Annotated in this window: 24 protein-coding genes; 19 read left to right on the top strand and 5 right to left on the bottom strand. The window is 70.2% G+C overall.

What is annotated here, in order from left to right; genetic code table 11:
* Positions 1-197 precede the first annotated feature (197 nt).
* The 15 genes from Q8A52_RS21015 (at position 198) to Q8A52_RS20945 (ending at position 16149) form a co-directional block, all read left to right on the top strand.
* Positions 198-569: a toxin-antitoxin system YwqK family antitoxin gene (locus tag Q8A52_RS21015; protein ID WP_316754210.1), complete on the top strand. Its 372-nt coding sequence runs from the start codon at positions 198-200 to the stop codon at positions 567-569.
* 224 nt (positions 570-793) lie between these two features.
* Positions 794-1273: a hypothetical protein gene (locus Q8A52_RS21010; protein WP_316754209.1), complete on the top strand. Its 480-nt coding sequence runs from the start codon at positions 794-796 to the stop codon at positions 1271-1273.
* Positions 1274-1950: 677 nt separating this feature from the next.
* The gene (locus tag Q8A52_RS21005) at positions 1951-2283 is read left to right on the top strand and encodes a hypothetical protein (RefSeq protein WP_316754208.1); all 333 of its coding nucleotides are present in this window, start codon (positions 1951-1953) and stop codon (positions 2281-2283) included.
* 34 nt (positions 2284-2317) lie between these two features.
* Positions 2318-2629: a pore-forming ESAT-6 family protein gene (locus tag Q8A52_RS21000; protein WP_316754207.1), complete on the top strand. Its 312-nt coding sequence runs from the start codon at positions 2318-2320 to the stop codon at positions 2627-2629.
* Positions 2630-2692: 63 nt separating this feature from the next.
* On the top strand, positions 2693-3082 hold the full coding sequence (locus Q8A52_RS20995) for a DUF6507 family protein (protein ID WP_316754206.1): 390 nt from the start codon (positions 2693-2695) through the stop codon (positions 3080-3082).
* Complete coding sequence (locus Q8A52_RS20990) at positions 3079-5469, top strand: YwqJ-related putative deaminase (RefSeq protein ID WP_316754205.1); 2391 nt, start codon at positions 3079-3081, stop codon at positions 5467-5469. The genes Q8A52_RS20995 and Q8A52_RS20990 overlap by 4 nt, the downstream gene beginning before the upstream one ends.
* Entirely contained in the window at positions 5469-5840 is a 372-nt protein-coding gene (locus tag Q8A52_RS20985; protein ID WP_316754204.1) for a toxin-antitoxin system YwqK family antitoxin, read from the top strand. The genes Q8A52_RS20990 and Q8A52_RS20985 overlap by 1 nt, the downstream gene beginning before the upstream one ends.
* Positions 5841-6064: 224 nt before the next feature.
* The gene (locus Q8A52_RS20980) at positions 6065-6499 is read left to right on the top strand and encodes a hypothetical protein (RefSeq protein ID WP_316754203.1); all 435 of its coding nucleotides are present in this window, start codon (positions 6065-6067) and stop codon (positions 6497-6499) included.
* A 140-nt stretch (positions 6500-6639) separates the two neighbouring features.
* On the top strand, positions 6640-7380 hold the full coding sequence (locus tag Q8A52_RS20975; RefSeq protein ID WP_316754202.1) for an immunity 49 family protein: 741 nt from the start codon (positions 6640-6642) through the stop codon (positions 7378-7380).
* Positions 7377-7658, top strand: coding sequence for a hypothetical protein (locus Q8A52_RS20970; protein WP_316754201.1), 282 nt, complete (start codon positions 7377-7379; stop codon positions 7656-7658). The genes Q8A52_RS20975 and Q8A52_RS20970 overlap by 4 nt, the downstream gene beginning before the upstream one ends.
* A gap of 31 nt (positions 7659-7689) precedes the next feature.
* On the top strand, positions 7690-9063 hold the full coding sequence (gene eccD / locus Q8A52_RS20965) for a type VII secretion integral membrane protein EccD (protein ID WP_316754200.1): 1374 nt from the start codon (positions 7690-7692) through the stop codon (positions 9061-9063).
* A gap of 13 nt (positions 9064-9076) precedes the next feature.
* On the top strand, positions 9077-10345 hold the full coding sequence (locus tag Q8A52_RS20960) for a hypothetical protein (RefSeq protein ID WP_316754199.1): 1269 nt from the start codon (positions 9077-9079) through the stop codon (positions 10343-10345).
* A gap of 52 nt (positions 10346-10397) precedes the next feature.
* Positions 10398-14372 (top strand): type VII secretion protein EccCb, encoded by a 3975-nt coding sequence (gene eccCb, locus Q8A52_RS20955; protein ID WP_316754198.1) that lies wholly within the window; start codon positions 10398-10400, stop codon positions 14370-14372.
* Entirely contained in the window at positions 14369-15769 is a 1401-nt protein-coding gene (locus Q8A52_RS20950; RefSeq protein WP_316754197.1) for a DUF6177 family protein, read from the top strand. Before eccCb ends, Q8A52_RS20950 begins: the two co-directional genes overlap by 4 nt.
* A 224-nt stretch (positions 15770-15993) precedes the next feature.
* A complete protein-coding gene (locus Q8A52_RS20945) occupies positions 15994-16149 on the top strand; it encodes a hypothetical protein (protein WP_316754196.1) in 156 nt (51 codons plus the stop codon).
* Between the two features lie 22 nt (positions 16150-16171).
* Here the strand turns inward: Q8A52_RS20945 and Q8A52_RS20940 are convergent, their stop codons facing one another.
* From Q8A52_RS20940 to Q8A52_RS20930, 3 genes are read right to left on the bottom strand one after another with little or no spacing between them, the layout of a single operon-like run.
* A complete protein-coding gene (locus tag Q8A52_RS20940) occupies positions 16172-17014 on the bottom strand; it encodes a sugar phosphate isomerase/epimerase family protein (RefSeq protein ID WP_316754195.1) in 843 nt (280 codons plus the stop codon).
* Positions 17011-18162: a dihydrodipicolinate synthase family protein gene (locus Q8A52_RS20935; RefSeq protein ID WP_316754194.1), complete on the bottom strand. Its 1152-nt coding sequence runs from the start codon at positions 18160-18162 to the stop codon at positions 17011-17013. Before Q8A52_RS20935 ends, Q8A52_RS20940 begins: the two co-directional genes overlap by 4 nt.
* The gene (locus Q8A52_RS20930; protein WP_316754193.1) at positions 18159-19310 is read right to left on the bottom strand and encodes a Gfo/Idh/MocA family protein; all 1152 of its coding nucleotides are present in this window, start codon (positions 19308-19310) and stop codon (positions 18159-18161) included. The genes Q8A52_RS20935 and Q8A52_RS20930 overlap by 4 nt, the downstream gene beginning before the upstream one ends.
* Positions 19311-19617: 307 nt before the next feature.
* Here Q8A52_RS20930 and Q8A52_RS20925 point away from each other — a divergent pair, with 307 nt between their 5' ends.
* The 4 genes from Q8A52_RS20925 to Q8A52_RS20910 all read left to right on the top strand — a co-directional run bounded on the left by Q8A52_RS20925 (position 19618) and on the right by Q8A52_RS20910 (position 24072).
* Positions 19618-20664, top strand: coding sequence for a LacI family DNA-binding transcriptional regulator (locus tag Q8A52_RS20925; RefSeq protein ID WP_316754265.1), 1047 nt, complete (start codon positions 19618-19620; stop codon positions 20662-20664).
* A gap of 264 nt (positions 20665-20928) precedes the next feature.
* Positions 20929-21861 carry a bifunctional helix-turn-helix transcriptional regulator/GNAT family N-acetyltransferase gene (locus Q8A52_RS20920; protein WP_316754192.1) on the top strand — a complete coding sequence of 311 codons (933 nt, stop codon included), beginning with the start codon at positions 20929-20931 and terminating at the stop codon, positions 21859-21861.
* A gap of 16 nt (positions 21862-21877) precedes the next feature.
* A complete protein-coding gene (locus Q8A52_RS20915; protein WP_316754191.1) occupies positions 21878-22678 on the top strand; it encodes a sugar phosphate isomerase/epimerase family protein in 801 nt (266 codons plus the stop codon).
* A gap of 152 nt (positions 22679-22830) precedes the next feature.
* Positions 22831-24072, top strand: coding sequence for an MFS transporter (locus Q8A52_RS20910; protein WP_316754190.1), 1242 nt, complete (start codon positions 22831-22833; stop codon positions 24070-24072).
* Here Q8A52_RS20910 and Q8A52_RS20905 read toward each other — a convergent pair.
* Positions 24047-24649, bottom strand: coding sequence for an RBBP9/YdeN family alpha/beta hydrolase (locus tag Q8A52_RS20905; protein ID WP_316754189.1), 603 nt, complete (start codon positions 24647-24649; stop codon positions 24047-24049). The genes Q8A52_RS20910 and Q8A52_RS20905 overlap by 26 nt on opposite strands.
* Positions 24646-25896 (bottom strand): 3-phosphoshikimate 1-carboxyvinyltransferase, encoded by a 1251-nt coding sequence (gene aroA, locus Q8A52_RS20900; protein WP_316754188.1) that lies wholly within the window; start codon positions 25894-25896, stop codon positions 24646-24648. The genes Q8A52_RS20905 and aroA overlap by 4 nt, the downstream gene beginning before the upstream one ends.
* Between the last annotated feature and the right edge of the window lie 242 nt (positions 25897-26138).

Raw genomic sequence — 26138 nt, 5'->3', positions numbered from 1 at the left:
TCAGGACTCAGTTGGCCCGCGTGACGCGTGCCTCGGGTAAAGGCAGCCAAAGCACTGCTCTTGGAGCGCACAGAGCACGGTCTACCCGACAGCGAAGACGCACTCACCGAGATGCGGGCCTCTGTGGAATTCCCCCTTGGACAAGACAACAGGAACTCTGGGACGGGCGCTCCGAGCGATGAGAACTGGATCCCCTGATGGCTACGGCTCAACGAATCGACATTGATGACCCAGAAGTGGACATGGATGAGGCACGACGTCTGCTCTGTCGAGGAAAGCCGTTCACTGGCGAGGTGACAGAGCACCTTGTCGGCATGCTGGTGAGCTTGGACATCTATGTCGATGGAATTCAGAATGGCCTTTCGCGCGAATGGTACAAGGACGGAACTCTGCGATCAGAGGGCACCGTTTACAAAGGCCTGCCTCGCGGGGAGTTCAAGGAGTGGCATCCGAATGGAACGCTGGCATCACGGAAGATATTCGACGATGACGGCCTCACGCTCCGCGAAGAATTCACATGGGATGAGGACGGCCAGCCGACAAGGGCCTGGCGACTCGGAGACAACTAGACAGGCTGCTTGCCCCCCTCTCTCGCCTACGACGCCGGCCGCACCATCAAGGTCGAGTCGGACTAACTACGTCTGCACCTACTGAAGCGCAGTCGGGCGGTAAGTTCTCGACGTGACAGCCCCGGAGAGAGGCGCTGAGGAACTATCTCATTCAGGCTCGCGTCATCTTCGTCGAATACGGGCCACCTCCCAAGTAGCTCTGGACCTTATGAAAGGCGCACGGCGTGGTGAACGTGAATGAACCAAATCTTCAAGAATGGGGCGAGGAGAGGCGCCGGAACGCCATCGACATAGCGGAGATGCTCGGAGTGCCTCCCGATACCTACAGCCGTGACCCGATGAGCGCCATTCCGGCCCTGGACGACTATGTGTCACACGCTCCCCTGAATGAATTCGAAGAGGACGACCGGATCACGCTCCACGTCGACTTGGCATCCTTCATCGCCGACTTCCTCATCCAAAAGTACGGTGCACACTGGACGCTTGTGGACGATCCCACAGGTCCCGTTGGATACCGATATGTCATCGAGGCAACTGGGCTCGATGGACAGACCCGTCGGGTCGATCCGGTTGATGTGGTGAAGATGGAATTCGCCAACTGTCCCATCGAAGTCGTCCGGATGCTCGCAAGCGCGGAACTCACCCTCCGCCTCGTCTCGCAGGTCGGCAAAAGCGAGTATATTCTGTCGCCGGTGGCGGACTAACCATCTCCCCGGTTCCCAGGAGTCGGAGACAACGTCACCAGGCGCGCGTGATCGATGGAGTCCAGCAGTTCGACTGAGTAAGGAAGTTCGGCACTGTCGGCAGGAGCGCTCCATGATCATGACGGTTGCCCGGCCTTCCGTCATGCTGCCACCCACCGAGCGCTTCGTTGAGCGGCTGGGCGAGCAAACCGCCGTACCGCGCGCGAGCCGCTCGGGCGCGATCTTCAGGTGATGCGCCGCACTCCCGCTGGCCCAGGTCGTCTGCCCTATCTCAACTCGACCGCCAGCGCCACGGGTTAGCCGGCTTTGCCGAAATCGGCGCCCGCGCCACCACCAGAACGGCTCGACCCACGGAATCCGAGCCACCCGCCCTACACGCAGCCACAACCAGTGCAGGCACCACTGCTCCCGCGCCCCTGACCACTGCTCTGCGCGTTCGCACCCGCACCCCCGCGCCTGTCCACTGTTCTCCTCGCAACACGATCACCTACGTGCAACTCCGTACTGAACCTGCTTCCTACTGGCGCTCCGTGACGCCGCGTCTGCCTTTGCGATCGCGTTCCGATCTTGTCCGGATCGCGCCACATCGGGGCCAACTGCGTTGCCACTGCGATCACTTGCAATGCAAGATGCCCAAACAAGCTTTTGATTCTGACGTGATGCACGGGGGTGGACACGTGAAGTTCGACATGGGATCGACGACCCTGTCGGAGCTCGGCAAGAGCACGGTCGGTTCCAGTGACGACCTGGGTACGTTGATCCGCTGGCTGATCCAGGCGGCAGAGCCGTTGGAGGGGAAGTTCAACGGGTCCGGCAAGGTCGCCTTCGACTCGTTCAAGTCCCGGGCGGACGAGATCACCAACGCGCTGAACAGCTCGCTCGGCGCGATCCTGGGCGGTCAGAGCGGCATGGACACCGCCTTCGGCAGCGGTGACATCGAGACGCAGGACAACGCCAACAAGAGCATGGGCGCGGCCAACTTCGACGCCGCCCGCTTCGGCGCGCGATAGACGCCACAGCCACTACGACAGGGGGATCGTGACGATGGGTCAGAACCAGGACCGCCTCTCTTACGACACCGGCGCCTCCAGCGAGGTGCAGGGCAGTCTGCAGGGCATCATCGGCCGGCTGGAACGCGTGCTGTCCGACCGCGACCGCGCGGTCAAGGCCGCCATGGCCGACTTCCAGGCCGACGGGGTCTCGGACGAGTACCACGGTAAGGAGGTCCGCTGGAACCGCGCCGCAACCGAGGTCCGCAACATCATCCACCTCGTCCGCAGCACGCTCGAGGAGAACGACGGCACCGCGCAGTCCACGGTGGCGAAGGCGCGGGCGGCTGTCGACAACATCGGCTGAACGCAGGCGCTTTACGGCGAGGCGATGACGACGACAACTGCGTGAATTCAACGGGGGTTCGACATGCCGACGTGGGACATCTCTCCCTCGGGCGTCCAGCACGTCCTCAACGAGACCGGAAAGGCGGCCGAGGGGCTCTCCAACACCGGCAAGGCACTTGGGGAGACCATGCCGAGCGCGGCGAAGTCCGCCGGCACGATCCGGCAGGGCGGCTTGGAGAAGAGCGGGGTCATGGGACCGGTCGCTGCGGCGCTGGGTGAGTTCTTCGAGGCGTACCAGAAGGATCTGACGTACGTGGCGGTCCGAACGTCGAACTCCCTCAGTGGGGCCGCCACCGCGACCAGCGAGTACGTCAAGGGCGACCTGGAGATGGCCGCGAAGGCGCAGGCGGCTGGGCTCAAGGAGCCCAAGATCGATCTGCCCGGGGCCAAGGGACGCCAGGAGGGTCAGTGAGCCCGGACCTCATCGATCCGCAGAACATCCCGCAGTTCACCGGCGACCTGGAGCAGCTCAGTACCGACGCTCTGCTGCTGACCGCGGAGGCGTCCGCCTTCCGGTTCGCCGGGGCGGACGTGCACGGCAAGTTCCAGGGACTGTCGGCCTGTTACTCCGCACCGGAGGCGGAGCAACTGTTCGCCACGACCGCTCCCGTGGCGGCCAAGGCGGACAAGTTCGCCGACGACCTGGAGAAGGTGGGCGCGGCACTCAGCGCCTATGAGGCGGAGATCCAGCCGCTGGTGGCCAAGCTCAAGAGTCTCAAGGATCGCGCCCAGAACTTCCGGCTGCACATCGCGGGCGACGACCACTGGCGCGAGGACGAGGACAACGTCCAGCTCAACAACGACCTCGTGCACGACGTCAACGCCACCACCCATGCCTTCTGGCAGGCCGAGGTCACCTGTCACAACAAGATCACGGCGCTGGTGCACGGCACAACGCTGATCATCGAGGACGGGGCGCAGAAACGTCTTCTCAAGCGGGGCACGTCCACCTACGGCTTCACCGAGGACCTCCTCGACTCGTCCGACGAACTGCCCTGGGGCAAGACGGTCGAGAAGGAGCGGCACGGTCTGGACTGGCTGGGCCATCAGATCGTCGAGTTCGGCAAGGGTTTCTTCGTCGACGGCCTGTGGGGCACCATCCGCGGGCTCGGCACGATGGTCGGCTTCGACGGACTTGACGCGATGGGCGAGGCCTGGACGCATCTGAGCAAGCTCGCGACCGGCATCGCCATCACGCTCACCCCGCTCGGGACGGCGTACTGGCTGGCCCCCGACGACAAGCTCCCCGCCTACCTCAGGGAGTCCCGCCAGACGGTGGTCGAGACCGGCAAGGCGCTGATCGCCTACGACGAGTGGGGCAAGAACCCGGCGCGGGTCGGCGGTGCGGTCACCTTCAACGCGGTCACGACCATCTTCACCGGGGGCGCGGGCTCGGCGGCCAAGAGTGGCGCCGTCGCCCGGACGATCGGCGCGCTCGGCAAAGCGGGGCGGCTGGTCGACCCGATGACGTACATCGGGAAGGCGGCGAAGTTCGGCACGGTGAAGGTGGCCGACCTGTTCGGAAGCCTGAAGAACCTCAAGGCGGGCGCCTATACGGACGTCCTCTCGGGGGCGGGGAAGGTCCAGCCGGACGGCAGCGTGCTGAAGATCGCCGACGACGTCCCTGTCGTGGTCGGCAACCACATCGAATGGCCCGACGGCACGCGGCTCAATCTGGACGACGGATCCGTGATCAAGGCGGACGGCACAGCCGCGGCGGCGAAGGTGGAGCTGTCGGCCTCGGATCGCGCCATGCTGGAGCAGAACCTCGCCCATCGCGATCCTGCCCTGGTCAGTGCACATACCGGCGACGACATCAAGGGGCCTGTGGGGCGTACGGGCGACTCCGGGCCCGGTCAGGCGAACAACCTGCCCAACGAGTCAAGCCGCCACATGCCTGGCGGCACCGCACGCGATACGGGACGCAGTCCGTCCGCCAGCCGCGAATCACCCCCCGGCTCAGCGCACGGGGCCTCCCCCTCACACAGCGAGAGGCCAACCGGTGACTCTGGACGGCCACATGCCCACGAGCCTCCCGACACCGGGCCACACGACTCCGGTGGTGGCGATGCTTCTCACTCGTCGCCGAGTATCGAGGTCGGCGACGGGCCAAACGGTTCAGGCTATCATCACGATCACGGTGTGGCTTCGGCTGAAGATCACGCAGCGGATCACCTCCGGACAGACCTTGATTCCGCGCCTGTCCCTGGCCCGGGTGAGAAGGTTCTCACTCAGCTTCCCGAGGCACGCGTCACGCGGACCAACGGTCTGATCACCCACGTCGACGGCCGTTCCGTCACCGATTACCTTGACGATTTGTCACACGAGCGCGGTGCCGCGTACCGGGAGGCAAAGGAGGCGGGAACCTTTCCTCGAAAGCAGACTGGTGCATGCGTGGGAGCCGTGGTCGACTTGCGCACCGGCCAGATCATCGAGGGCATCAACGGCAAACCCGCTGACATCATTCCACCCGACAAGCTCCACCCGACGCTTGCCGCCCGCTACGAAGACATCAAGGGGCGACCGCCACACGAGGATCACCCCCTGGGGCATGCCGAGGTAAAGGCAGCCAACTCACTACTCTGGGAGCGCACAAAGCGCGGTCTGCCCGACGGCGAAGAAGCACTCACCGAGATGCGGGCCTCTGTGGAATTCCCCTACCTCTTGGACAAAACAACAGGAACTCCCGGACGAGCGGCTCCCTTCTGCGCGAACTGCAACCATATGCTGCGAGGGGTTCCAAGCAGCCATGGACGTTTCACTGGTTACCCTCCGAGCGATGAGAACTGGATCCCCTGATGGCTACCGCTCAACGAATCGACATTGATGACCCAGAAGTGGACATGGATGAGGCGCAACGTCTCCTCTACCGAGGAAAGCCATTTACCGGCGAGGTGACAGAGCACCTTGCCGGCAAGCTGGTGAGCTTGGACATCTATGTCGATGGAATTCAGAGTGGCCCATCACGCGAGTGGTACAAGGACGGAACTCTGCGATCAGAGGGCACCGTGCACAAAGGCCTGCCGCGTGGGGAGTTCAAGGAGTGGCATCCGAATGGATCCCTAGCATCACGGAAGATCTTCGACGATGACGGCCTCACGCTCCGCGAAGAATGCACATGGGACGAGGACGGCCAGCCGACAAGGGCCTGGCGACTCGGAGACAACTAAACAGGCTGCTTGGTCCCTCTTTCTTGCCTACGACGACGGCCGCATCATCGAGGTCCATTCGGAGTATCTGCGCCTGCACCTGATGAAGCAGTCGGGGCGGTGAGTTCCCGACGTGACAGACCAGGACAGAGGCCCAGAGGAGCTATCTCATCCAGGCTCGCATCATCTTTGTCGGATACGGGCCACCTCCCAAGTAGCCCTGGACCTTATGAAAGGCACGCGGCATGGTGAACGTGAATGAACCGGATCTTCAAGAATGGAGCGAGGAGAGGCGCCGGAACGCCATCGACATAGCGGAGATGCTCGGAGTGCCTCCCGATACCTACACTCGTGACCCGATGAGCGCCGTTCCGCCCCTGGACGACTATGTGTCACAGGCTCCCCTGGATGAATTCGAAGAGGACGACCGGATCACGCTCCACGTCGACCTGCTCATCCAAAAATATAGCGCACACTGGACGCTTGTGGACGATCCCACAGGTCTCGTCGGATACCGATATGTCATAGAAGCAACCGGACTCGACGGACAGGCCCGTCGGGTCGATCCTGTTGAGGTGGTGAAGATGGAATTCGCTAACCGCCCCATCGAAATCGTCCGGATGCTCGCCAGCGCGGAACTCACTCTGCGCCTCGTCTCGCAGGTCGGCGAAGGCCAGTGACATATCCTCCCCTGCCGACAAGGATTCCGCGGCCTCCGAGCGAGAGTCACCACCCGGATCCGGACGGCTTCCGGCAGAAACTCAATGCGCGTACCGTCGCGGACATCGAAGGTCTCGAAGAGTACCCGGACAGCTTCGGTATGACGTTCCACCGGGCGCGGTCCAGAGCCTTTCTCCAGTGCCTGAACGACCCCACGGCCGCGATGCTCGAAACCTGGGAGGCCTGGACCATGGCCATGCAGGTCGGGTCCGCGCTGTTCGCCTCGGTCACCGCTCCCCCGGGTTCCACCGTGCCATGCATGATCGCCCACGAGGTCCGCAGCATTCCGGCTGTCGGAGTCAAGCACTTCGCGGACGCCGGCACCTGGCTGGAAGCCTTCTGGCTCGCGGTGATCTGCCGTGACCAGGCCCGGATGACCCAGCTCTGCAAGGTACCCATCGACACCCTGCGTGCGTCGGGCGCCGTGTTCGAGGAGTACATCTACGACTGGGTCGACGTCCTCCAGACGTACTGGCTGGAGCAGCCCGGTCTCGGCGAGAAGCTGGTCGCCGCCTTCGACGGAACGGATCCCGACCGGCTGCGGCTCATCGACCGCGAGATGATGCTCAAGGTCCTGTATCCGCCGATCAACCTCTTCTACCGCTTCATCGGCCAGGACCCGGTCAAGTTCAACGAGGCACTCGTGCAAGCCCTCACGCTCCACAAGGAGTACTGGACCGCCGACCCCGAGCGCGAGGAGTCCGCAGACGGCGACATTCCCCTCGCCGCCCTCGCCATCACCTGTCTCGCCCACGACGCCGGCCGTCCCGTCGAGGTCGAGTCGGAGTACCTGCCCGAGCACCTGCTGAAGCGAAGCTGGCTCGGAGAGTTTCCGACGTGACAGCTCAGGACTACGACAGTCAGTTGCTGGAGTCCGTGTCCGTACGGCGCCGACGCCTCCGCGATGCCCTCCTCTTCGGAACGCAGCGGCAACGCCGTTCCGTGGATGAGCGGGTGGGAAAGGTCTTCGCCGGAGTCGTGATCGCCGCCGTGCTGTGTGCCGGGTGTGTGGGGTGGTCGTTCGTGTCGCATCGGGTGATCGGGAAGAGTCCGTACGGAGGTTCCGTGGGGCCCTCGGCGGGGGTTGCGACACCCTCCGGCGCCCCTTCAAACCGGTGATAGGTTCGAACACGTGATGTCTGCGGGGGCCATGAATCGTACGGCGGCCAGTGGGACCGCGGTCGCCCTGAGTCGCGTCACCCTGGTCGGGGAGCGACGTCGTATCGATCTCGTACTGCCGGCGCGGGAGCCGGTCGGGCTGTTGTTGCCCGAGATCCTGCGACTGCTGGACGACCGGGTGGGCGAGCGGCCCGAGTTGCGGCATCTCGTGACCACGGACGGGTCCGCGCTCGACCACGACAGCACCCTTGAGTCCGCCGGCGTCCGCGACGGTGCTGTGCTGCGGCTGGTTCGGGCCGAGGATGCCCCGTCCGCGCCCGTCGTGCACGACGTGAGCGACGAGGCCGCGGAGGATCTCGGTGGTCGGTCCTGGCGATGGGGGCCCGGATCCCGGCGCGTCACCGCCGGGCTTGCGACCGTGGGTTGGGCCGGCGTGGCCGCCCTGTTCGCGCGGGCCGCCTACGACCCTTCCGTCGTCGCGGGCGCGCTGCTCGCCGTGGCCGTCGTCGCCGCTCTCGCCGGGGTCCTGCTCGGGCGGGCCCGGCAGCAGCGCGGGCTCGTCACCACCCTCCTCTGCTCGGCCGGACTGCTGGGCATGCTGGGGGTGTCCTCCCTCGCCGACGGCCGCGGCTGGTCCGCCGCGCTGCACGTGGCAGCCCTGGCCTCGGTGGGTGTCGTCACGCTGGTACTGCTGGGGTGGTTCACCGCGTTGGGGCGCGGTGGGCTGGTCGGTGCGGCCGCTGTCGGTGTCACCGTGCTCGGCTGGGAGGGCGTCGTCGCCATGCAGTCGGGGGCGGGGACGGCCGGGCAGCAGGCCCGGGTGGGCGCCGTACTCGCCGTCGCGTCCGTCGTGGTGCTCGGCCTGCTGCCGCGTCTCGCTCTCATGGCCTCCGGGTTGGCCGGGCTCGACGACCGGCGGGCCAGTGGCGTCTCGGTGAGCCGGTACCAGGTGTCCGCGGCCCTGGCCGCCGCGCATCGCGGGCTGGTGCTCGCCACGGTCGCCGTGGCCGTGTCGGCGGCGCTGGCGGGGATGTGGACATTGCGTGCCCCCACGGTGTGGACCGTGCCGCTCGCTGTCGTCACGGCGGTGGTGATGGTGCTGCGGGCCCGGGCCTTCCCCCTGATCGCCGAGGTCGTGGGGTTGCTCGCGGGCGGCGCTCTGGTGGCCGTGAGGGCGTTGTCGGTGTGGGTGGAGCGGTCCGGCGCTGCGGGTCCGGCGCTGGCGGTGCTCGCGGCGCTGGCCGTGCTGCCGCTGGCCGTGCTCGTGGTGCAGCCCGCCGAGCATGTGCGGGTACGGCTGCGGCGGGTGGGCGACCTGCTTGAGTCCGTGGGTGTCATCGCGCTGCTTCCGCTGCTCATCGGGGTCTTCGGCGTGTACGGGCGTCTGCTCGGCACCTTCGCTTAGGAGACGGGACGGCATGGCTCAGGGGGAACAGGAGCAGCAACAGCAGGGTGGCGGCGACTGGCAGCGCGATGTGCTGCGGCAGTTGGCTCAGCACGGGCAACACGGGCAGCACGGGCAGCAGGGAACGTGGGCGCGCTCCGGCGAGCCGGCCCTGCGACTCGTTCACTCCGCCAGCCCCGAACCTCCGCAGGAGACCGCCGCACGACCCGAACCTCCGCAGGAGACCGCCGCACGACCCGCACCTGCGCAAACGAACCCCGCACAGCCCGCCGAGCCCCGGCCAACCCCGCCCGCGCCCACTCCTCGCCCCGCCCCCCGCCTCCCCACCCCCACTCCGCCGTCAGCCCCCGTCACCCCCACCCCCACCCCGGAATCCGTCCCCACCGTCGACCCCCGCCTCGCCATAGCCCTCGGCCGCCCCCAGCACGGCGACTCCCTCGCCCACCGCACCGGCCGTTCCCTCCGCAGGCTCACCTCCTCCGTCTCCCAGGACGTGACCGAACGGACCCGGATCGCCAAGGAGTTGCAGCAGCCGGTGACCACCGGGCGGGTCATCGCCGTCACCTCCATCCGCGGCGGCGTCGGCAAGTCGACCGTCGCCGCCTTGCTCGGCCGTACCTTCAACCACTACCGGCACGACCCGGTGCTCACCCTGGAGGCGGACGCCGCGCTGGGCACCCTGCCGGTGCGGATGGGCGCGGAGTCCGTCCGCTGGTCGTGTGGCGACCTCGCCCGGATCCTTACGCCCGCCATGCAATTGACCGACGTCACCGGCTACTTGGTGCCCGTGTCCGACGGCGGCTGGCTGCTGCCCGCGAGCCAGGGAAGGGTCGGCGCCCCCCTGGACGTACGGACGTACCGCACGGTGACCCTCGCGCTGCGGCGCTACTTCGCCGTGACGGTCGTCGACTGCGAGACGCTGCCCGGCGAGGTGGCCCGCACCGCCATGGACACCGCCCACGCCAGGGTCGTCGTCGCGCCGACGACTGCGGAAGGCGTCGGCGGCACCCGTCAGGTCCTGGACTGGCTGGCCGGGCTGCCGCATTCCGCCCTGGCGACGACGGTCGTCGCACTCACCGCGAACTCGCCCGACATGATCCTGGACGTGAAGGCGGCCACCGCGCACCTGAAGGAGACGGGCGCCACCGTCGTGGTCCTGCCGTACGACCGCCATCTCGCCGGCGGCGGGCCCATCCGGACGGAGCTGCTCGGCCGCGCCACCCAGGACGCGGCGCTCGGGCTGGCGGCGGAGGCGATGCACCGGGCGGTGAGGGTCCGGTGAGGTGGCACAGCACTGCAGCCCGACCTGCCCGCCGACTCCGAAAGCCCGGTCCGTGACCCAACAGCTCGTCCACCGACCCGCCCGTAGCACGCGCCCCCTCGCCCCCGCCGTACCGCGCACGATCGAGGCACCGCCCAACCTGCCCGAGGGCAAGCTCGGCAACGCGGCGACGGCGTTACTCCCCATGGCCGGTGTCATGGGGTCGGTGATCATGATGACGGTCGTCCGCAACAGTCGGTTCGCGGCCCTCGGCGCGGTCGTGCTGGTCTTCGCGCTGCTCGGCGCGGTGGCTCTGTTCCTGTCCCAGCGCGGGAAGGCGCAGCGCACCCGGCGGGTCCAGCGGGAGCGCTATCTGGAGTATCTGGAAGAGCTGCGAGACGAGTTGGGGGCAAGCGAACGCGAACGGCGGCTCATGGCACGCGAGTTGAATCCGCCGCCCGAGTCCCTCTACGACATCGTCAGGGATCCGGCACGGCTGTGGGAGCGCCGCCGTCAGGACGCCGACTTCCTGCATCCGCGGCTGGGCACCGGCGAGGTGCCCGTGCAGGAGGTGGCCGTCAGCCAGAGCGGCACGGGCGGGGTGCTGACGCCACCGGATCCCTTCATGCTCAACGAGGCCCGCGCGCTGCAGAGCCGCTTCCGCATCGCCTCGGACTTCCCGCTCACCGTTCCTCTGGACCGCGCCGGGAACGTGAGCGTCGTCGGCGACCGGGAGGGCGTCCTGCGCGTCGCCCGGGCCCTCCTCCTGCAGACCGCCGTGACGCACGCGCCGGACGACGTGGCCCTCGGTCTCGCCATACCCGGGGACCGGCTCGCGGAGTGGGAGTGGGCCAAGTGGCTGCCCCATGTCCTCGACACCCAGGAGTACGACGGTCCCGTCGCCGCCCGCCGGATCGCGCCGAGTCTGCCGCAGCTGGCCGACCGGATCCGGCACGAGCTGGGGCGGAGGGCCGCCTACGCGGCGGAGGTACGACGCGGGCTCGCCGACCGGGACGCGCTGCGGATGGCCGGCCGACTGGTCGTCGTCAGCGACGAGTACGGCGAACCGGCCGGCGAGCTTCCCCGCCCGGACTCGGCCGTCGACCTGGCGGACATGGGTGTCACCGTGCTGCACCTGCTGGAGCAGCAGGTGCACGAGCCCGACCGGGTGAGCGTGCGCATCACCGTCGACGGCGACCGGGTCGACGGCGACGACCTCAGCGGGGGCACAGCGCTGGGCACGGTCGACCCCGTGACCGCGGCCGGGGCCGAGGGCATCGCCCGCATGCTGACCCCGCTGCGGTTGTCCGCGGAGTCGGCCGCCGAGGGCACCCCGGTCGCCGGACCGGTCGACTTCCCGGGCCTGCTGGGCATCGACGAGCCGGCCGCCCTCGATCTGGAGCGGCTGTGGGCACCTCGCGGAGAACGGGACTTCCTGCGCGTACCCATCGGCTTGACGGACCGTCATGAGCGCGTGCTGCTCGACCTGAAGGAGTCCTCTCAGCTCGGCATGGGCCCGCACGGACTGTGCGTGGGCGCCACCGGCTCCGGCAAGAGCGAGCTGCTGCGCACCCTGGTCCTCGCCCTGACGGCCACGCACTCCCCCGAGGACCTCGCGCTCGTCCTCGTCGACTACAAGGGCGGCGCCACCTTCGCCCCCTTCGGTGAACTCCCGCACGTGGCAGGCGTGATCACCAACCTGGAGAACCAGGCCGGGCTCGTCGAACGCGTCCACACCAGCCTGGCCGGCGAGGTCAAACGCCGGCAACAGGTGCTGAAGGACGCCGGGAGCGTCGCCGACATCGGACACTACGCCGCCCTGCGCGCCACCGACCGCCCGGACCTCGCGACCCTTCCCCACCTCTTCGTCGTCATCGACGAGTTCGGCGAACTGATCACCGCCAAGCCGGACTTCATCGACCTGTTCCTGTCCATAGGACGCATCGGACGCTCCATCGGCGTCCATCTGCTGCTGTCCAGCCAGCGCATCGAGGGAGGCAGGCTCAAGGGCCTGGACACCTACCTGTCGTACCGGCTGGGTCTGCGCACCTTCTCCGCGGACGAGTCCCGTACGGTCCTCGACACCACCGACGCCTTCCATCTGCCGCCGCTGCCGGGCTTCGGCTACCTGAAGGTGGACACCTCCACGTACGAGCGGTTCAAGGCCGGTTACGTCTCCGGTGCCCACCGGGGTCCGGCTCCGCGCGAGGAGCGCGACGGCGAACCGCTCGCCCTGCCCTATCCGGCGTACAACACGCCCCAGGGGCACGACGAGGCGGAGGCGGAGGAACCCCTCGCCACCAAACGCGAGACCGGTCCCACCGTCCTGTCCGTCATGGTCGAGCAGCTCGCCGCGGCCGCGCCCCCGGTGCGCCGGATCTGGCTGCCTCCGCTGCCGGACTCGGTCACCCTGGACGCGGCGGCCGGGCCGGTGCGGGTTTCCGAGCACGGGCTGCACCTGGCGGGCGCGGCGGGCGGGATGCGCGTTCCGCTCGGCGTGCTGGACGACCCGGCCCGGCAGTGGCAGGGCAGGTGGCTGCTGGACCTGACGGTGGCGGGCGGACACGCGGCGGTGATCGGCGGGCCGCAGTCGGGCAAGACGACGCTCCTGCGCACGCTGGTCCTTTCGCTCGCCGTCACCCACACGCCGGACGACGTCGCCGTCTACGGCCTCGACCTGGCCGGCGGCGGCCTGTCCGCGCTCACCGGGCTGCCGCACGTCGGCGGCATCGCCGGCCGCGCCGACCACGAGCGGGCCGCCCGCACGGTCGCCGAGGTGCGGGCCATGCTGACGGAACGCGAGGAACTGTTCCGCGAGCACGGCATCGACTCCGTCGACCAGCTGCGCCGACTGCGGGCCCAGGGCCGGCTGCCCGGTCCGGGCGCCACCGATGTTGTCCTGGTGATCGATGGATTCGGCGCCCTGCGGGACGAGTTCGCCGACCTCGACGACGCGGTGGCCGACCTGCTCAAGCGGGGCGGCGGCTACGGCATCCACGTCGTGGCGGGCATGCTGCGCTGGAACGACGTCCGCATCGCCACCCAGTCGATGTTCGGCACCCGTGTCGAGCTGCGCCTGAACGACCCGGCGGACTCGTCGGTCGACCGGAAGCTGTCCGAGACGCTCACGCCCGACACCCCGGGCCGGGTGCTGACCGACGGCAAGCTGTTCGCCCAGACCGCGCTGCCCCGTCTCGACAACCGGCCCACGACGAGCGACCTGGCCGCCGCACTGGAGGAGGCGGCGCGCACCATCCGTGCCACCTGGCACGGGGAACTCGCTCCGCCCGTACGGGTGTTGCCCACCCGGCTGCCCATCGACCGGCTCCCTGCCCCGGGTGCCGAACCCGCGCGGATCCCCCTCGGCGTCGACCAGGAGACCCTCGCCCCGGTCCCCCTCGACCTGTTCGGCACCGACCAGCACCTGCTGATCCTCGGCGACAACGAGTGCGGCAAGACCAATCTGCTGCGTCTCGTCGCCACCCAGCTCGTCGAGCGGTACTCGGACAAGGAACTCGTCTTCGGCGTCTTCGACCCGCGCCGCGGACTGCGCGGCGTCGTCCCCGAGCCCTACCGCGGCGGCTACGCGCACAACGCCAAGCTCGCGAACGCCCTGGCGACGGGCATCGCCGCCGAGCTGGAGAAGCGCCTGCCGGAGACTGCCGACCCCGACGCCGACACTGCGGAGCCCGCCTTCTCGGGGCCACGGATCGTCATCCTGATCGACGACTACGACATCCTCACCACGGCCGGACAGCAGCCGCTCGCACCCTTCCTGCCGTACGTCTCCTCGGCCCAGGACATCGGCCTGCACTTCGTCCTGGCCCGCCGCGCCGCCGGTGCCTCCCGGGCCCTGTACGAGCCGTTGCTGACCACCTTGCGGGAGACCGGCACGGCCGCGCTGGTCATGACCGGCGACCGCACCGAGGGCCAGCTCTTCCCCGGCCTGTACGCCTCCCAGCAGCCGCCGGGACGGGGCACGCTCGTCCGCCGCGGCCGCCCGCATCTGCTGATCCAGACCGCCCTCGCGACCGAAGAGACTCCGTGACCAAGGACGTCATCGCCCTCACCCCGAAGATGCCCGACACCTGGGCCCTGCTGGCCGGGCTCTACGCCGGTGGCCCCGGTCTCGACGTGAGCGCCGGAGCCGACGGCGCGGTCCTGCGCCTGTGCGGGCCACAGGGCCGGCCGCTCGTCTCCGTGGAGGCGCCGATGCTGGTCCAGGTGTCCGGTGAGGCCGAGCGGCTGCTGGGAGAGAAGGCTGCCGTGCCGTTCTGGTGGACCGAGGTCCGGGCCTCCGGTGCGGTGCCCGAGGCGGAGCGCCTGGCGGGTTCGGTGTGCGGGCGGCTCGCCCTGCTGCTGGACGGGCGCGTATGGCCCGAGGGGGCGGTGACCACGGAGGTGGTCGACCTCGGGGCCGTCGTGGCGCCGGACGACGGACAGCCGGTCGTGGACGTGCTCACCGGGAGCACGGCCGTCGTCCTGGCCGACCGGCCCGTGCTGGCCCTGACCCCGTGGCTGTCCGACGTCTTCCGGAACACCACGGCCACGGGCCGCGCCCTGCAGATCGTCACCCCACCCGGCGTACGCGTCAGTCCGCCCGCCCGCGAGGCCCTGCTGCAGGTACCCAACCGCTGGGTCGTGCAGGATCCGGCGCAGGGCTACTACGACGGCCTGTCCGGGGCGGTGCTGCGCTGGCAGGACGGCACGTTCGCGCCCGCACCCGCGGCCGACGGCACGACGACGGTCGCCGACGCGTTCGCCAGGGCGGAGCCGACGGGCGAACGGCAGCTCGTCGTCGCGTTCCGCACCGTACGCCCGGCCGACACCGACCTCGTTCTGGGACGGTCCCTGGAGGCGGCCTGGCGTACGCTGACCGGCGCCCCGCCCGCCGGCTGGGGCACCGCGGAGCCCGTCAACCTGCCATGGTCGCCGCGCCAGTTGACCGACCTGGCGCGCGACCGGGCGCCCGCGCCCACACATCTGATCGCCGTCGGGCACCCCGACCGCCCCGCGCTGGCCTCGCTCCGCTGCACACGTACGGAGAGCGGGGTCGAGGAGGACGTCACACTCACCCTCGGCTACGGCGAGGGCGAGATCCCGCCCACGGACCGGATCGAGTCGCTCGCCGAGGCCCTCGTCACGGACCACGCCCTGACCACCATGCTCACATCCGTGCACCGGGCCTCCCGCGACCTCACCGCGGCCCCGCGTCTTCAGGCCCCGCCCACCCCGCTCGCCTTCACCCTGGGCGCCCGTGACGTGGGAGGCATCGGCCTCACCCACGCCCGCCGCCCACCGGTCTCGGTCGGCCCGGTGCAACTCGGCCCGCCCTCGGCCCCGGCCCTGCACTATCCCCTCGGAGGAGGCACGGACACCGAGGCCTGGACGGCGCTGCGGTTGCTGGCGGCGCACCTGAAGGCAGGCGTACCCGGAGCACCCTAGGCACCGCCGTCAAAATGGGCAGGCGCAGTGCGTCGGGGTCGCGGGGCAGGTCGCCGCGGGCGAGGGTCGGGACGGCGCAGCGCGGGGTCGAGGCGATGACACGGAGGGCCGGCCGCTCACACCGATCAGCGAGATGGTCAGGGGCCTCCAGGGGCCCGGCAGGCCGCCGAGAGCCCCATCATGGAATGGTCCCTGGACGGATGCCTGGCGCCCATGTCAGGCGCATGCTCAGCAGGATCCTGGACCAGGGGATCAGCTCCCTCGGACTCGGGCGCGTGCTGCTCCAGCCCGTCCTCCCGGAACTCCACCCACCAGCCGTCCCGCCACCGGACGGCTCCCACCACCCAGCGGCCGTCCTGCGTGGTCGGCGGACCCGGTGAAGCGCACGTGTCACTCACACGCTCATCGGATCACGTGCTCCACGAACCGCGCCGCGGTCTCCGCGAGCACCTCCCGTCCGTCCCGCGCCCACAGCTCCTCGTTGAACAGCTCGACTTCGATCGGACCGGCGTACCCCGCCGCCGCCACGTACCCCGTCCACTCCCGCATGTCGATCGAGCCGTCGCCGAGCTGTCCGCGGCCGTTGAGGACGCCCTCCGGCAACGGGGTGGTCCAGTCGGCGAGTTGGAAGCTGTGAATACGGCCGCCCGCGCCCGCCCGCTCGATCTGCGCGGGGGCCGAGTCGTCCCACCAGATGTGGTACGTGTCCACCGTGACGCCCACCTGGTGCGCGGGGAAGCGTTCCGCGAGGTCCAGGGCCTGGGCGAGGGTGGAGACCACACAGCGGTCGGCCGCGTACATCGGGTGGAGGGCCTCGATGGCCAGCCGGACACCGCGGGACTCCGCGTACGGGCCGAGCTCCGCGAGCGCGTCCGCGATGCGTTCCCGGGCGCCGTACAGATCCCTGGACCCCGCCGGGAGGCCACCCGAGACCAGCACCAGCGTGTCCGTGCCGAGCGCGGCCGCCTCGTCGACGGCACGACGGTTGTCGGCAAGGGCGACGGCACGCGCCTGCGGGCCGATCGCCGTGAGGAAGCCGCCCCGGCACAGCGTCGTCACGGTCAGGCCGGCGTCACGTACCAGTTCGGCCGTCGCCTCCAGGCCGTACGTCCGCACGGGGTCCCGCCACAAGCCGGCGTTGGTGATGCCCAACTCATTGCAGCACTTGACCAGTTCGGCCATGGAAAGCTGCTTGACCGTCATCTGGTTGATGGAGAAACGCGAGAGGTCTCCGGCCGACTTCATTGGTTCACCCCGTACAGACACAGCAGACTCCTCATCCGCTCCTCGGCGAGCTTCGCGTCGGGGAACAGGCCGAGGCCGTCGGCGAGTTCGTAGGCGCGGGCCAGGTGCGGCAGGGAGCGGGCCGACTGCAGGCCGCCGAGCATCGTGAAGTGCGCCTGGTGTCCCGCGAGCCAGGCCAGGAAGACGACCCCGGTCTTGTAGAAGCGGGTCGGGGTCCGGAAGAGGTGGCGGGACAACTCGACGGTCGGGTCGAGCCGTTCACGGAAGCCGACCCGGTCGCCCGTGTCGAGGACCCGGACCGCCTGAGCCGCCAGCGGACCGAGCGGGTCGAAGATGCCGAGCAGGGCGTGACTGAAGCCCTTCTCGTCGCCCGCGATCAGTTCGGGGTAGTTGAAGTCGTCGCCGGTGTAGCAGCGCACCCCCTGCGGGAGCCGGCGGCGCAGGTCGATCTCCCGCTGGGCGTCCAGCAGGGAGACCTTGATTCCGTCGATCCTGTCGGGATGCGCGGCGATGATCTCCAGCAAGGTGTCGGTGGCCGTGTCGAGGCCGGCCGACCCCCAGTAGCCCTCCAGCGCCGGGTCGAACATCGGTCCGAGCCAGTGCAGGATCACCGGTTCGGAGGCCTGCCGCAGGAGACGGCCGTACACCTCCAGGTAGTCCTCGGGCCCTTCGGCGGCCGCGGCCAGCGCCCGCGAGGCCATCAGGACCGCCTGCGCCCCGGACTCCTCGACGAGCGCGAGCTGCTCCTCGTACGCCGCACGGATCTCCGCGAGTGACCCGCCGGCGATCTGATCGGTGCCCACACCGCAGGCGATCCGCCCGCCGGCCGCCTTCGCCTCGGCGGCGGACCGCCGGATCAGCTCGGCCGCGCCCGCCCAGTCCAGCCCCATCCCGCGCTGGGCGGTGTCCATGGCCTCGGCGACGCCCAGCCCGTGGGACCACAGATGGCGGCGGAAGGCGAGGGTGGCGTCCCAGTCGACGGCAGCCGGGGAGTCGGGCGACACGTCGGCCAACGGATCGGCGACGACATGCGCGGCCGCGAAGACCGTCCGGGAGGTGAAAGGAGCGCCCGGGGTGAGCGCGAGCGGCTCCGCACACGGCTCATAGGCCCGCAACCGACCATCCGTGCCAGGAAGTTGAATGGTCACAGCGAGATCTCCGGGACCTCGAGGCGGCGGCCCTCGGCCGAGGACTTCAGGCCCAGTGCGGCGAGCTGGACGCCACGGGCTCCGGCGAGCAGGTCCCAGTGGTACGGCGCGTCGGCGTACACGTGCTTCAGGAACAGCTCCCACTGCGCCTTGAAGCCGTTGTCGAACTCGGCGTTGTCCGGCACTTCCTGCCACTGGTCGCGGAAGACCTCGGTGGCGGGGATGTCCGGGTTCCACACGGGCTTGGGGGTGGCGGACCGGTGCTGGACGCGGCACTTGCGCAGCCCGGCGACGGCCGAGCCCGCCGTCCCGTCGACCTGGAACTCGACGAGCTCGTCCCGGTTGACCCGTACCGCCCAGGAGGAGTTGATCTGGGCGACGGCACCGCCCTCCAGTTCGAAGATGCCGTAGGCGGCGTCGTCCGCGGTGGCGTCGTAGGGCTTGCCGTCCTCGTCCCAGCGCTGCGGAATGTGGGTGGCGGCGAGCGCCTGCACGGAGGTGACCCGGCCGAAGAGCTCGTGCAGCACGTACTCCCAGTGCGGGAACATGTCGACGACGATGCCGCCGCCGTCCTCGGCACGGTAGTTCCAGGAGGGCCGCTGGGCGGACTGCCAGTCGCCCTCGAAGACCCAGTATCCGAACTCGCCCCGGATGGACAGGATCCGCCCGAAGAACCCGCCGGCGATGAGCCGCTTCAGCTTGAGCAGCCCCGGCAGGAAGATCTTGTCCTGCACGACACCGTGCTTGATCCCCTTCTCACTGGCGAGGCGGGCCAGTTCGAGGGCGCCCTCCAGTCCGGTGGCGGTGGGCTTCTCGGTGTAGATGTGCTTGCCCGCGGCGACGGCCCGCTTGATGGCCTCCTCGCGGGCGGAGGTGACCTGGGCGTCGAAGTAGATGTCGACGGTCGGGTCGGCGAGGACCGCGTCCACGTCCGTCGACCAGTGCTCCAGCCCGTGCCGCTCGGCGATCTCGCGCAGGGCGTGCTCACGGCGGCCGACGAGGATCGGCTCCGGCCACAGCGCGGTGCCGTCGCCGAGGTCGAGGCCGCCCCGGTCACGCAGGGCGAGGACCGACCGGACGAGGTGCTGGCGGTAACCCATACGCCCGGTCACGCCGTTCATGGCGATACGCACGGTCTTGCGTGTCACGTCATTCCCTTCGTAGGCGTTCGACGCCTGGATGCCGGTCTTCTCATGCCTTCCCCGGTACTACTGGTGGACCGCACAGCAAGCGCTTTCCATCATAGGAGAAGCCGTCCGCTGACCGGTGGTCCGGACAAGGCCGTGTCCACATCGAGTTGTTCGAGGGGGCGAACAAGAAGGGTTCTGGGCCGTAAGGTCTGCTCGAACTGCACAAAACAGTGGCCGTGGAACCGTGACCTGTGTACGGCCTGTGTACGACGACGTACGCCGCACGTGGACGTACGACGAGAGAGCGCGACCGGAGGACGACGAGATGACGGTGACCCTGGCGGACGTGGCGGCCCGCGCGCAGGTCTCGCCCGCGACGGTGTCGCGCGTGCTGAACGGCAACTATCCCGTGGCCGCCTCCACGCGGGAGCGGGTGCTGCGGGCGGTCGACGAGCTGGACTACGTCCTCAACGGCCCGGCGAGCGCACTCGCGGCGGCGACCTCCGACCTGGTCGGCATCCTGGTCAACGACATCGCGGACCCCTTCTTCGGCATCATGGCGAGCGCGATCCAGGGCGAGATCGGCGGCCCCGGCGGCCGCGCGGGCGGAGAGAGGCTCGCGGTCGTCTGCAACACCGGAGGCTCGCCGGAGCGCGAACTCACGTACCTGACCCTGCTCCAGCGGCAGCGGGCCGCGGCGGTGGTCCTGACGGGCGGAGCGGTGGAGGACGAGCCGCACGCGGCCGCGGTGGCGGCCAAGCTCCGCAAACTGACGGAGGCGGGAACACGGGTGGTCCTGTGCGGACGCCCGCCGGCCCCCGACACCCAGGCGATCGCCCTCACCTTCGACAACCGCGGCGGCGCCCGCCAACTGACCGAGCACCTGATCGGCCTGGGCCACCGCCGGCTCGGCTACATCGCCGGTCCCGAGGAGCGGACCACGACCCGGCACCGTTTGGAAGGACACCGGGCGGCACTGGAGGCGGCGGGCATCGAGGAGGACGCACGCCGGACCGTCCACGGCCGCTACGACCGCCGGTCGGGCTACGAGGCGACGCTCGAACTGCTGCGCAGGGACCCGTCCCTGACGGCGGTGCTGGCCGCGAACGACTCCGTCGCGTTGGGCGCCTGCGCGGCCCTGCGGGACTCCGGCCGCCGCATCCCCGAGGACGTCTCGGTGGCGGGCTTCGACGACCTGCCCTTCAGCCTCGACGCGGTGCCTTCCCTGACGACGGTGCGCCTGCCCCTGTCCGAGGCCGGAGCCCGGGCGGGCCGCATCGCGATGGGCCGAGAGGAACCGCCGCCCGGCGGGATCGCGACGGTACGCGGCGAACTGATGGTCCGCGGCTCCTCCGGAGTACCGCGGGGCTGACACCACCGCACCCTGAAACCCCGGCCGCCCTGCCTGCTCGTCGCCACGCCGGGAGTGGAGCCTTCGGGCCACTCCGCACCGCCACCGACCTGACCCTTCCCGGCCTCTGTCCGACCCATTCCTTCCAATCCCGCCCGTGCGCGTGACGGGTGGGGCCGCAGGAGGGCCAACGCCATCCCCGGCATGGACGCCCTCGTCCCCGTGCCCTAGCCTCAAAGTGACGGTATCTCTGACTGAGTCAACCATCCGGGGAGCCGACCGATCATGAGCGTTCAGGACATCCGTGCCTTCAACCGCTTCTACACGAACGTCATCGGCGCCCTCGACTACGGCCGCCACCTCTACGCCCCCTACACCCTCACCGAGTCCCGCGTCCTGTACGAACTGGCGCACTCCCCTCGTACGGACGCGGCCGACCTCCGCACCGAACTGTCGCTGGACGCCGGTTACTTGAGCCGGATCCTGAACAAGTTCGAGCAGGACGGACTCGTCGAGCGCTCGGCCTCGGAGAAGGATCCGCGGCGGCGGCGCATCTCGCTCACCCCGCGGGGGCGGGAGGCCGCCGAGCTGCTCGACGAGCGGGCCCGGGAAAGCGTCGGCTCACTGCTCGGGACCGTGCGCCCCGGCGACCGGCCGCGCCTCGCGGAGGCGATGCGGACCATCCGTACTCTCCTGGGGGACCAGCCCGCCCCGGGCCCCGGGGAGCTTGTACTGCGCGAGCCCGGGCCCGGCGACCTCGGCTGGATCGTGCAGCGCAATGCCGCGCTGTATGCCGCCGAGTACGGGTGGAACGCGGACTACGAAGGGCTGGTCGCGCGTATCGTCGCCGACTTCGCGCAGGACCACGACCCGCATCTGGAGCGGGTGTGGATCGCCGAGCTCGGCGGGCGGGCCGTGGGATGTGTGATGTGCGTACGGGACGAAGCCCCGGCCACCGCCCGCCTCCGTCTCCTCCTGGTCGAGCCCGACGCGCGCGGGCTCGGCATCGGGGACCGGCTCGTCGAGGCCGTCGTCGACTTCGCGCGCGGTGTCGGCTACCGCGAGCTGGTCCTGTGGACCAACGACGTCCTCTCCGCCGCCCGGCGTATCTACCAGCGCCACGGCTTCGCCCTGGTCACCGAGGAGGCCCACCGCTCCTTCGGCAAGGATCTGACGGGACAGGACTGGCGTCTGGATCTGCACGGATCGGGCGAGTGACGAGTAGGGTCCAATTATGAAGCTCGCCTTCTCCACCCTCGGCGTTCCCGGTCTGCCCGTACCTGAGGTACTGGCGCTGGCGACCGCGCACGGCTATCACGGTGTCGAGCTGCGCACCCATCCGGAGGAGCCGGTGCACCCCGGCCTCGGACCGGACGAACGAGCTGATGTGGCCGCCGAGTTCAAAGCGGCGGGAATCGAGATCATGGGGCTCGCCGGGTACACGCGCGTGGCCGCGCCCGGTGACGACGAGCCCGTGCTCGACGAGCTCCGCGGGCTCCTCGATCTCGCCCATGACCTGGGAGCCCCCTTCGTCCGGGTCTTCCCGGGCGCCGCCCCCGACCAGTCCCGGGACGAGGCCGACGCCACGGCCGCCCGGCGGCTGGGCACCGCCGCCGAGCACGCCTCCGCCCTCGGGGTCCGCATCCTGCTCGAGACCCACGACTCGCACCGCACCGGCGCCGACGCCATCCGTGTCCTGGGCCGGGTCGGCCACCGCCAGGTCGGCGCGCTGTGGGACGTGATGCACACCTGGCTGGGCGGCGAGCAGCCCTCGGAGACCTACGCGGCGCTCGCGCCGTATCTCGGATACGTCCAGGTCAAGGACATCGCCTCGGCCGACGACACCACCCCGCTGCCGCTCGGCGCCGGGGTGCTGCCGCTCACCGAGTGCGTGGACGTGCTCTGCCGGCACAGCTGGGAGGGCTGGCTGTGCTGGGAGTACGAGAAGCGGTGGTACGAGGCGGCACCGCCGCTTCCGGAGCTGCTGGGCAAGGGCCGGGAGCATCTCGCGCGACTGCTCACCGACGCCGCCTGAGGCACCCTCCCCGACGGGCCGACCCGGTCGGGTACCGGGCCCGGTACCCGGCGGGCGACCGGGCCCGGTAATTGATTGGCCCGGCCGCCAGGCCCCGGTTAGCCTCCCCCGGTGATTCAGCCACCCGCCCCGCCCTGCCCCGTCATGCCCTCATGAGCCTGACGCGTTCGCTCATCGACGTCAGGCCGCTGCGCACCTCCCCGGTCTTCCGGCGACTGCTGATCGGCCGGACGGTGTCCGTGCTCGGCAGCTTCATGACCATGGTCACCGTGATGTACCAGGTCTGGGGCATGACCCACAGCGCGGCCTGGAGCGGTGCGGTCGGGCTCGCGCAGGCGCTGCCGATGACGGCGTTCGGGCTGTTCGCCGGGGCCTGGGTGGACCGGGCCGACCGGCGCCGGGTCTTCCTGACGGCGACCGTCGGCCAGGCGGCCTGCTCCCTGCTGCTCGCCGTGCAGGGCTTCACCGGGCACGTCCCGGGGACCGCCGTCCTCGCCCTGGTGGCCGCGCAGTCGGCCTTCGGCGCCCTCGGCGCACCGGCCGCGGGCGTCTTCGTCCCCCGGTTGCTGCCCAAGGACCAGGTGGCCGCGGGACTGGCCCTCAACCAGATGACCGGCCAGTCGATGATGCTCATCGGCCCCGCGCTGGGGGGTGTCCTGCTGGGCTGGCTGGGCATCGGCGCCTGCTACCTCCTGGACGCCCTGAGCTTCGCCCTCGCCTTCTACGGCGCCTTCGGCCTGCCCGCGCTGCAGCCCGAGGGCGAGCCGTCGCGAGCGGGCCTGCACGGGGTGCTGGACGGCCTGCGCTTCCTGGCCGGGCACCGGGTGGTGCGGGGCGCGCTGATCACCGACCTGGCCGCGACCGTGCTGTCCTTCCCGGCCAGCCTCTTCCCTCTGGTCAACGCCGAGCGCTTCGGCGACGACCCGCGCACGCTGGGCCTGTTCCTCTCCGCGATGGCGATCGGCGGCATCGGCGCGACGGCCATGTCCGGCTCGGTGACCCGGCTCGGGCGACCGGGCCGGGTGATGCTGTGGGGGGCGGGAACCTGGGGCGCCGCACTCGTCCTGTTCGGCATGTCCACCGACCCGTGGACCGGCCTCGGCCTCCTGGTCGTGGCCGGGGCGGCCGACGCCCTCTCCGTCGTCTCGCGCTCCACGATCGTGCAGACGCGCACCCCCGACGCCCTGCTGGGCCGGGTCACGGCGGCGGAGACGATCGTCGGCCAGGCGGGCCCCAGCCTCGGCAATGTGCGCGGCGGCCTGGTGGCCGGCTGGACCTCCGGTGCCACCGCCCTGATCACCGGCGGCCTGCTGTGCCTGCTGGCGGTCGGGGCGGTGGGCGCCACGACACCGGAGCTGCGCGACGGGGCTACGCCGCCGCCGGACGAGCGGTGAGCGGCGCGGAGGCGTCCAGGCACCACTCCAGTACGGCGGGCCAGGAGCCGTAGCCCGCGACGAGGTCGAGGTGGCCGGCGCCCGGGATGACCTCGGTGGGAATGCCGAGCGGGTCGCCGAAAGCGGTCCGCGCGCCCTCGGGGCAGTACGGGTCGTCGTCGCCGGCGACGAGCCGGGTGGGCCCGGGGAGGGTGAAGTCAAGGGCGGGCGGGGCGAACTCCGCGATCTCCGGATGCCGTACGAGCACGGAGGCGGACGGCGGCGCGACGAGCAGCACCCGATCCGCCTCCCGCTGCTCCTTCATGCCACGGGCGGCCGCGTGCAGCCAGAGCACGGCGGAGGCGCTGTGGGCGAGGACGACCCGGTCCCCGGCCGGGTCGAGCCCGCCGAGGTGGCGGGCCAGTTCGCCGAGCCAGACGTCGAGGTCCGGGTCGTCGGGGTCGGGCAGCTGCGGATAGGTGACCCGGTGTCCCAGCTCGGTGAGCCGGTCGGCCAGCCAGTGCTGCCAGTGGTCCTCGGGGCGGCGGTTCTGCCAGCCGTGCAGGATGAGGTAGGAGCCGGGAGCGCGCTTGGTCATGCGTTCGATGATCCCAGTGCGGCCCGCAGGTTCCCGAAGGCCTCGTGGAACCCGGGGAACGTCTTCCGTACGCACCCGGGGTCGTCGTACGACACTCCCGGCACCCGAAGTCCCGTCACCGCGAAGGACATGACGATGCGGTGGTCGCCGTAGGACTTGATCCGTACGTCGGGCAGGGGCTCGCCGGGCTCGATCTCGATCCGGTCGGGGCCCGTGGACACGGAGATCCCCAGCCGCCGGAGGTTCTCCGCGCAGGCGTCCAGCCGGTCGCACTCCTTCACGCGCGTGTTGGCCACGTCCTCGATGCGGACCGGGCCGGAGGCGAAGGGCGCGACCGCCGCCAGCGTGGGCATCGTGTCGGAGATGTCCCGCATGTTGACCGTGACACCGCGCAGTTCGCCCGTCCCCCGCACCGTCGTGCGGTCCGGGCCGATCTCCACCTCGGCGCCCATCCTGCGCAGCACGTCCACGAAGCCCAGGTCCCCCTGGAGGGCGCCGGCTCCCAGCCCGGGGACCGTGACCTCCGCGCCCGGCGTCACGGCCGCCGCCGCGAAGAAGTAGCTCGACGTCGACGCGTCCGGCTCCACCGCGTACGTCGTGGCCCGGTAGCCGCCCGGCGCGACCACGAAGACGTCGCCCTCCCGCCGTACCTCGGCCCCGAACTCCCGCATCATCGCGGTGGTGATCTCCACGTAGGGCGCCGAGACCAGGTCCGTCACCCGGATCCGCAGGCCCTTGCGGGTCAGCGGGCCCAGCAGGAGCAGGGCCGTCAGGTACTGGGACGACTGGCCCGCGTCCAGGACCACCTCGCCGCCCTCGACGCCCGCCGCCTCGATCCGCAGCGGGTGGTGCCCCTCCGCCTCCTCGTGCCGCAGGTCCACGCCGAGGTCGCGCAGGGCCCGGGTCAAGGGAGCCAGGGGACGGCGGCGCATCTGGGGCGAGGCGTCGAAGCGGTAGCTGCCGTGGCCGGCCGCCGCCAGGGTGGGCAGGAAGCGGGCGGTCGTGGCGCCGTCGCGGCAGTACACGTCGGCCTCGGGGACCGTGGGGCCCTCGGGGCGGCCGTCGATCTGCCAGGTGTCCGGGGTGCGGCCCACTCGGTAGCCGAGCCGGGTCAGGCCCTCGGCGAAGCCCTCGGTGTCGTCCGAACGAAGCGGTCGTACGAGGGTGGTGACTCCATCGGCCGCTGCCGCGAGGAAGAGGGCGCGGGCGGTGATGGACTTGGAACCGGGGATGTCGACTACGGGCATGCCCACATGATCCGACGCAGGGCCCGGCGTGTGCCGGTGCGTCCGCCGACTGGACCGCGCGCCGTCGCACGCGCCTCCCCCGGCACCTCCGGCACCCCTTCACCGACTTGCGGGAATGCGCCCGGACCGGGGAACCCTGCCCCACCCCGGTCCGTCCAACACGCAGGCTGCCGGACGAGTCTCCGCGGTGCGGTGTCGGCCCTCGCTGCTGGCTGCGATCGCTGACCACCCTCTCCGCCGCA

The organism is Streptomyces herbicida, assembly GCF_032656585.1.
Lineage (GTDB): Bacteria > Actinomycetota > Actinomycetes > Streptomycetales > Streptomycetaceae > Streptomyces > Streptomyces herbicida.
The sequence above is the reverse complement of the archived record's forward strand: the minus strand, read 5'-3'. Positions and strand labels throughout refer to the sequence as shown.

Bases quoted from the DNA above. Each gene is read 5' to 3' on its own strand.
- Q8A52_RS20980 (WP_316754203.1), top strand. From the start codon at position 6,065: ATGGTGAACGTGAATGAACCGGATCTTCAAGAATGGAGCGAGGAGAGG.
- Q8A52_RS20905 (WP_316754189.1), bottom strand. From the start codon at position 24,649: ATGACCAAGCGCGCTCCCGGCTCCTACCTCATCCTGCACGGCTGGCAG.
- Q8A52_RS20910 (WP_316754190.1), top strand. From the start codon at position 22,831: ATGAGCCTGACGCGTTCGCTCATCGACGTCAGGCCGCTGCGCACCTCC.
- Q8A52_RS20975 (WP_316754202.1), top strand. From the start codon at position 6,640: ATGACGTTCCACCGGGCGCGGTCCAGAGCCTTTCTCCAGTGCCTGAAC.
- Q8A52_RS20960 (WP_316754199.1), top strand. From the start codon at position 9,077: ATGGCTCAGGGGGAACAGGAGCAGCAACAGCAGGGTGGCGGCGACTGG.
- Q8A52_RS20940 (WP_316754195.1), bottom strand. From the start codon at position 17,014: ATGAAGTCGGCCGGAGACCTCTCGCGTTTCTCCATCAACCAGATGACG.
- Q8A52_RS20915 (WP_316754191.1), top strand. From the start codon at position 21,878: ATGAAGCTCGCCTTCTCCACCCTCGGCGTTCCCGGTCTGCCCGTACCT.
- Q8A52_RS20925 (WP_316754265.1), top strand. From the start codon at position 19,618: ATGACGGTGACCCTGGCGGACGTGGCGGCCCGCGCGCAGGTCTCGCCC.
- eccD (WP_316754200.1), top strand. From the start codon at position 7,690: ATGAATCGTACGGCGGCCAGTGGGACCGCGGTCGCCCTGAGTCGCGTC.
- Q8A52_RS20945 (WP_316754196.1), top strand. From the start codon at position 15,994: ATGCTCAGCAGGATCCTGGACCAGGGGATCAGCTCCCTCGGACTCGGG.
- Q8A52_RS21000 (WP_316754207.1), top strand. From the start codon at position 2,318: ATGGGTCAGAACCAGGACCGCCTCTCTTACGACACCGGCGCCTCCAGC.
- Q8A52_RS20995 (WP_316754206.1), top strand. From the start codon at position 2,693: ATGCCGACGTGGGACATCTCTCCCTCGGGCGTCCAGCACGTCCTCAAC.
- Q8A52_RS21015 (WP_316754210.1), top strand. From the start codon at position 198: ATGGCTACGGCTCAACGAATCGACATTGATGACCCAGAAGTGGACATG.
- Q8A52_RS20985 (WP_316754204.1), top strand. From the start codon at position 5,469: ATGGCTACCGCTCAACGAATCGACATTGATGACCCAGAAGTGGACATG.
- Q8A52_RS20920 (WP_316754192.1), top strand. From the start codon at position 20,929: ATGAGCGTTCAGGACATCCGTGCCTTCAACCGCTTCTACACGAACGTC.
- aroA (WP_316754188.1), bottom strand. From the start codon at position 25,896: ATGCCCGTAGTCGACATCCCCGGTTCCAAGTCCATCACCGCCCGCGCC.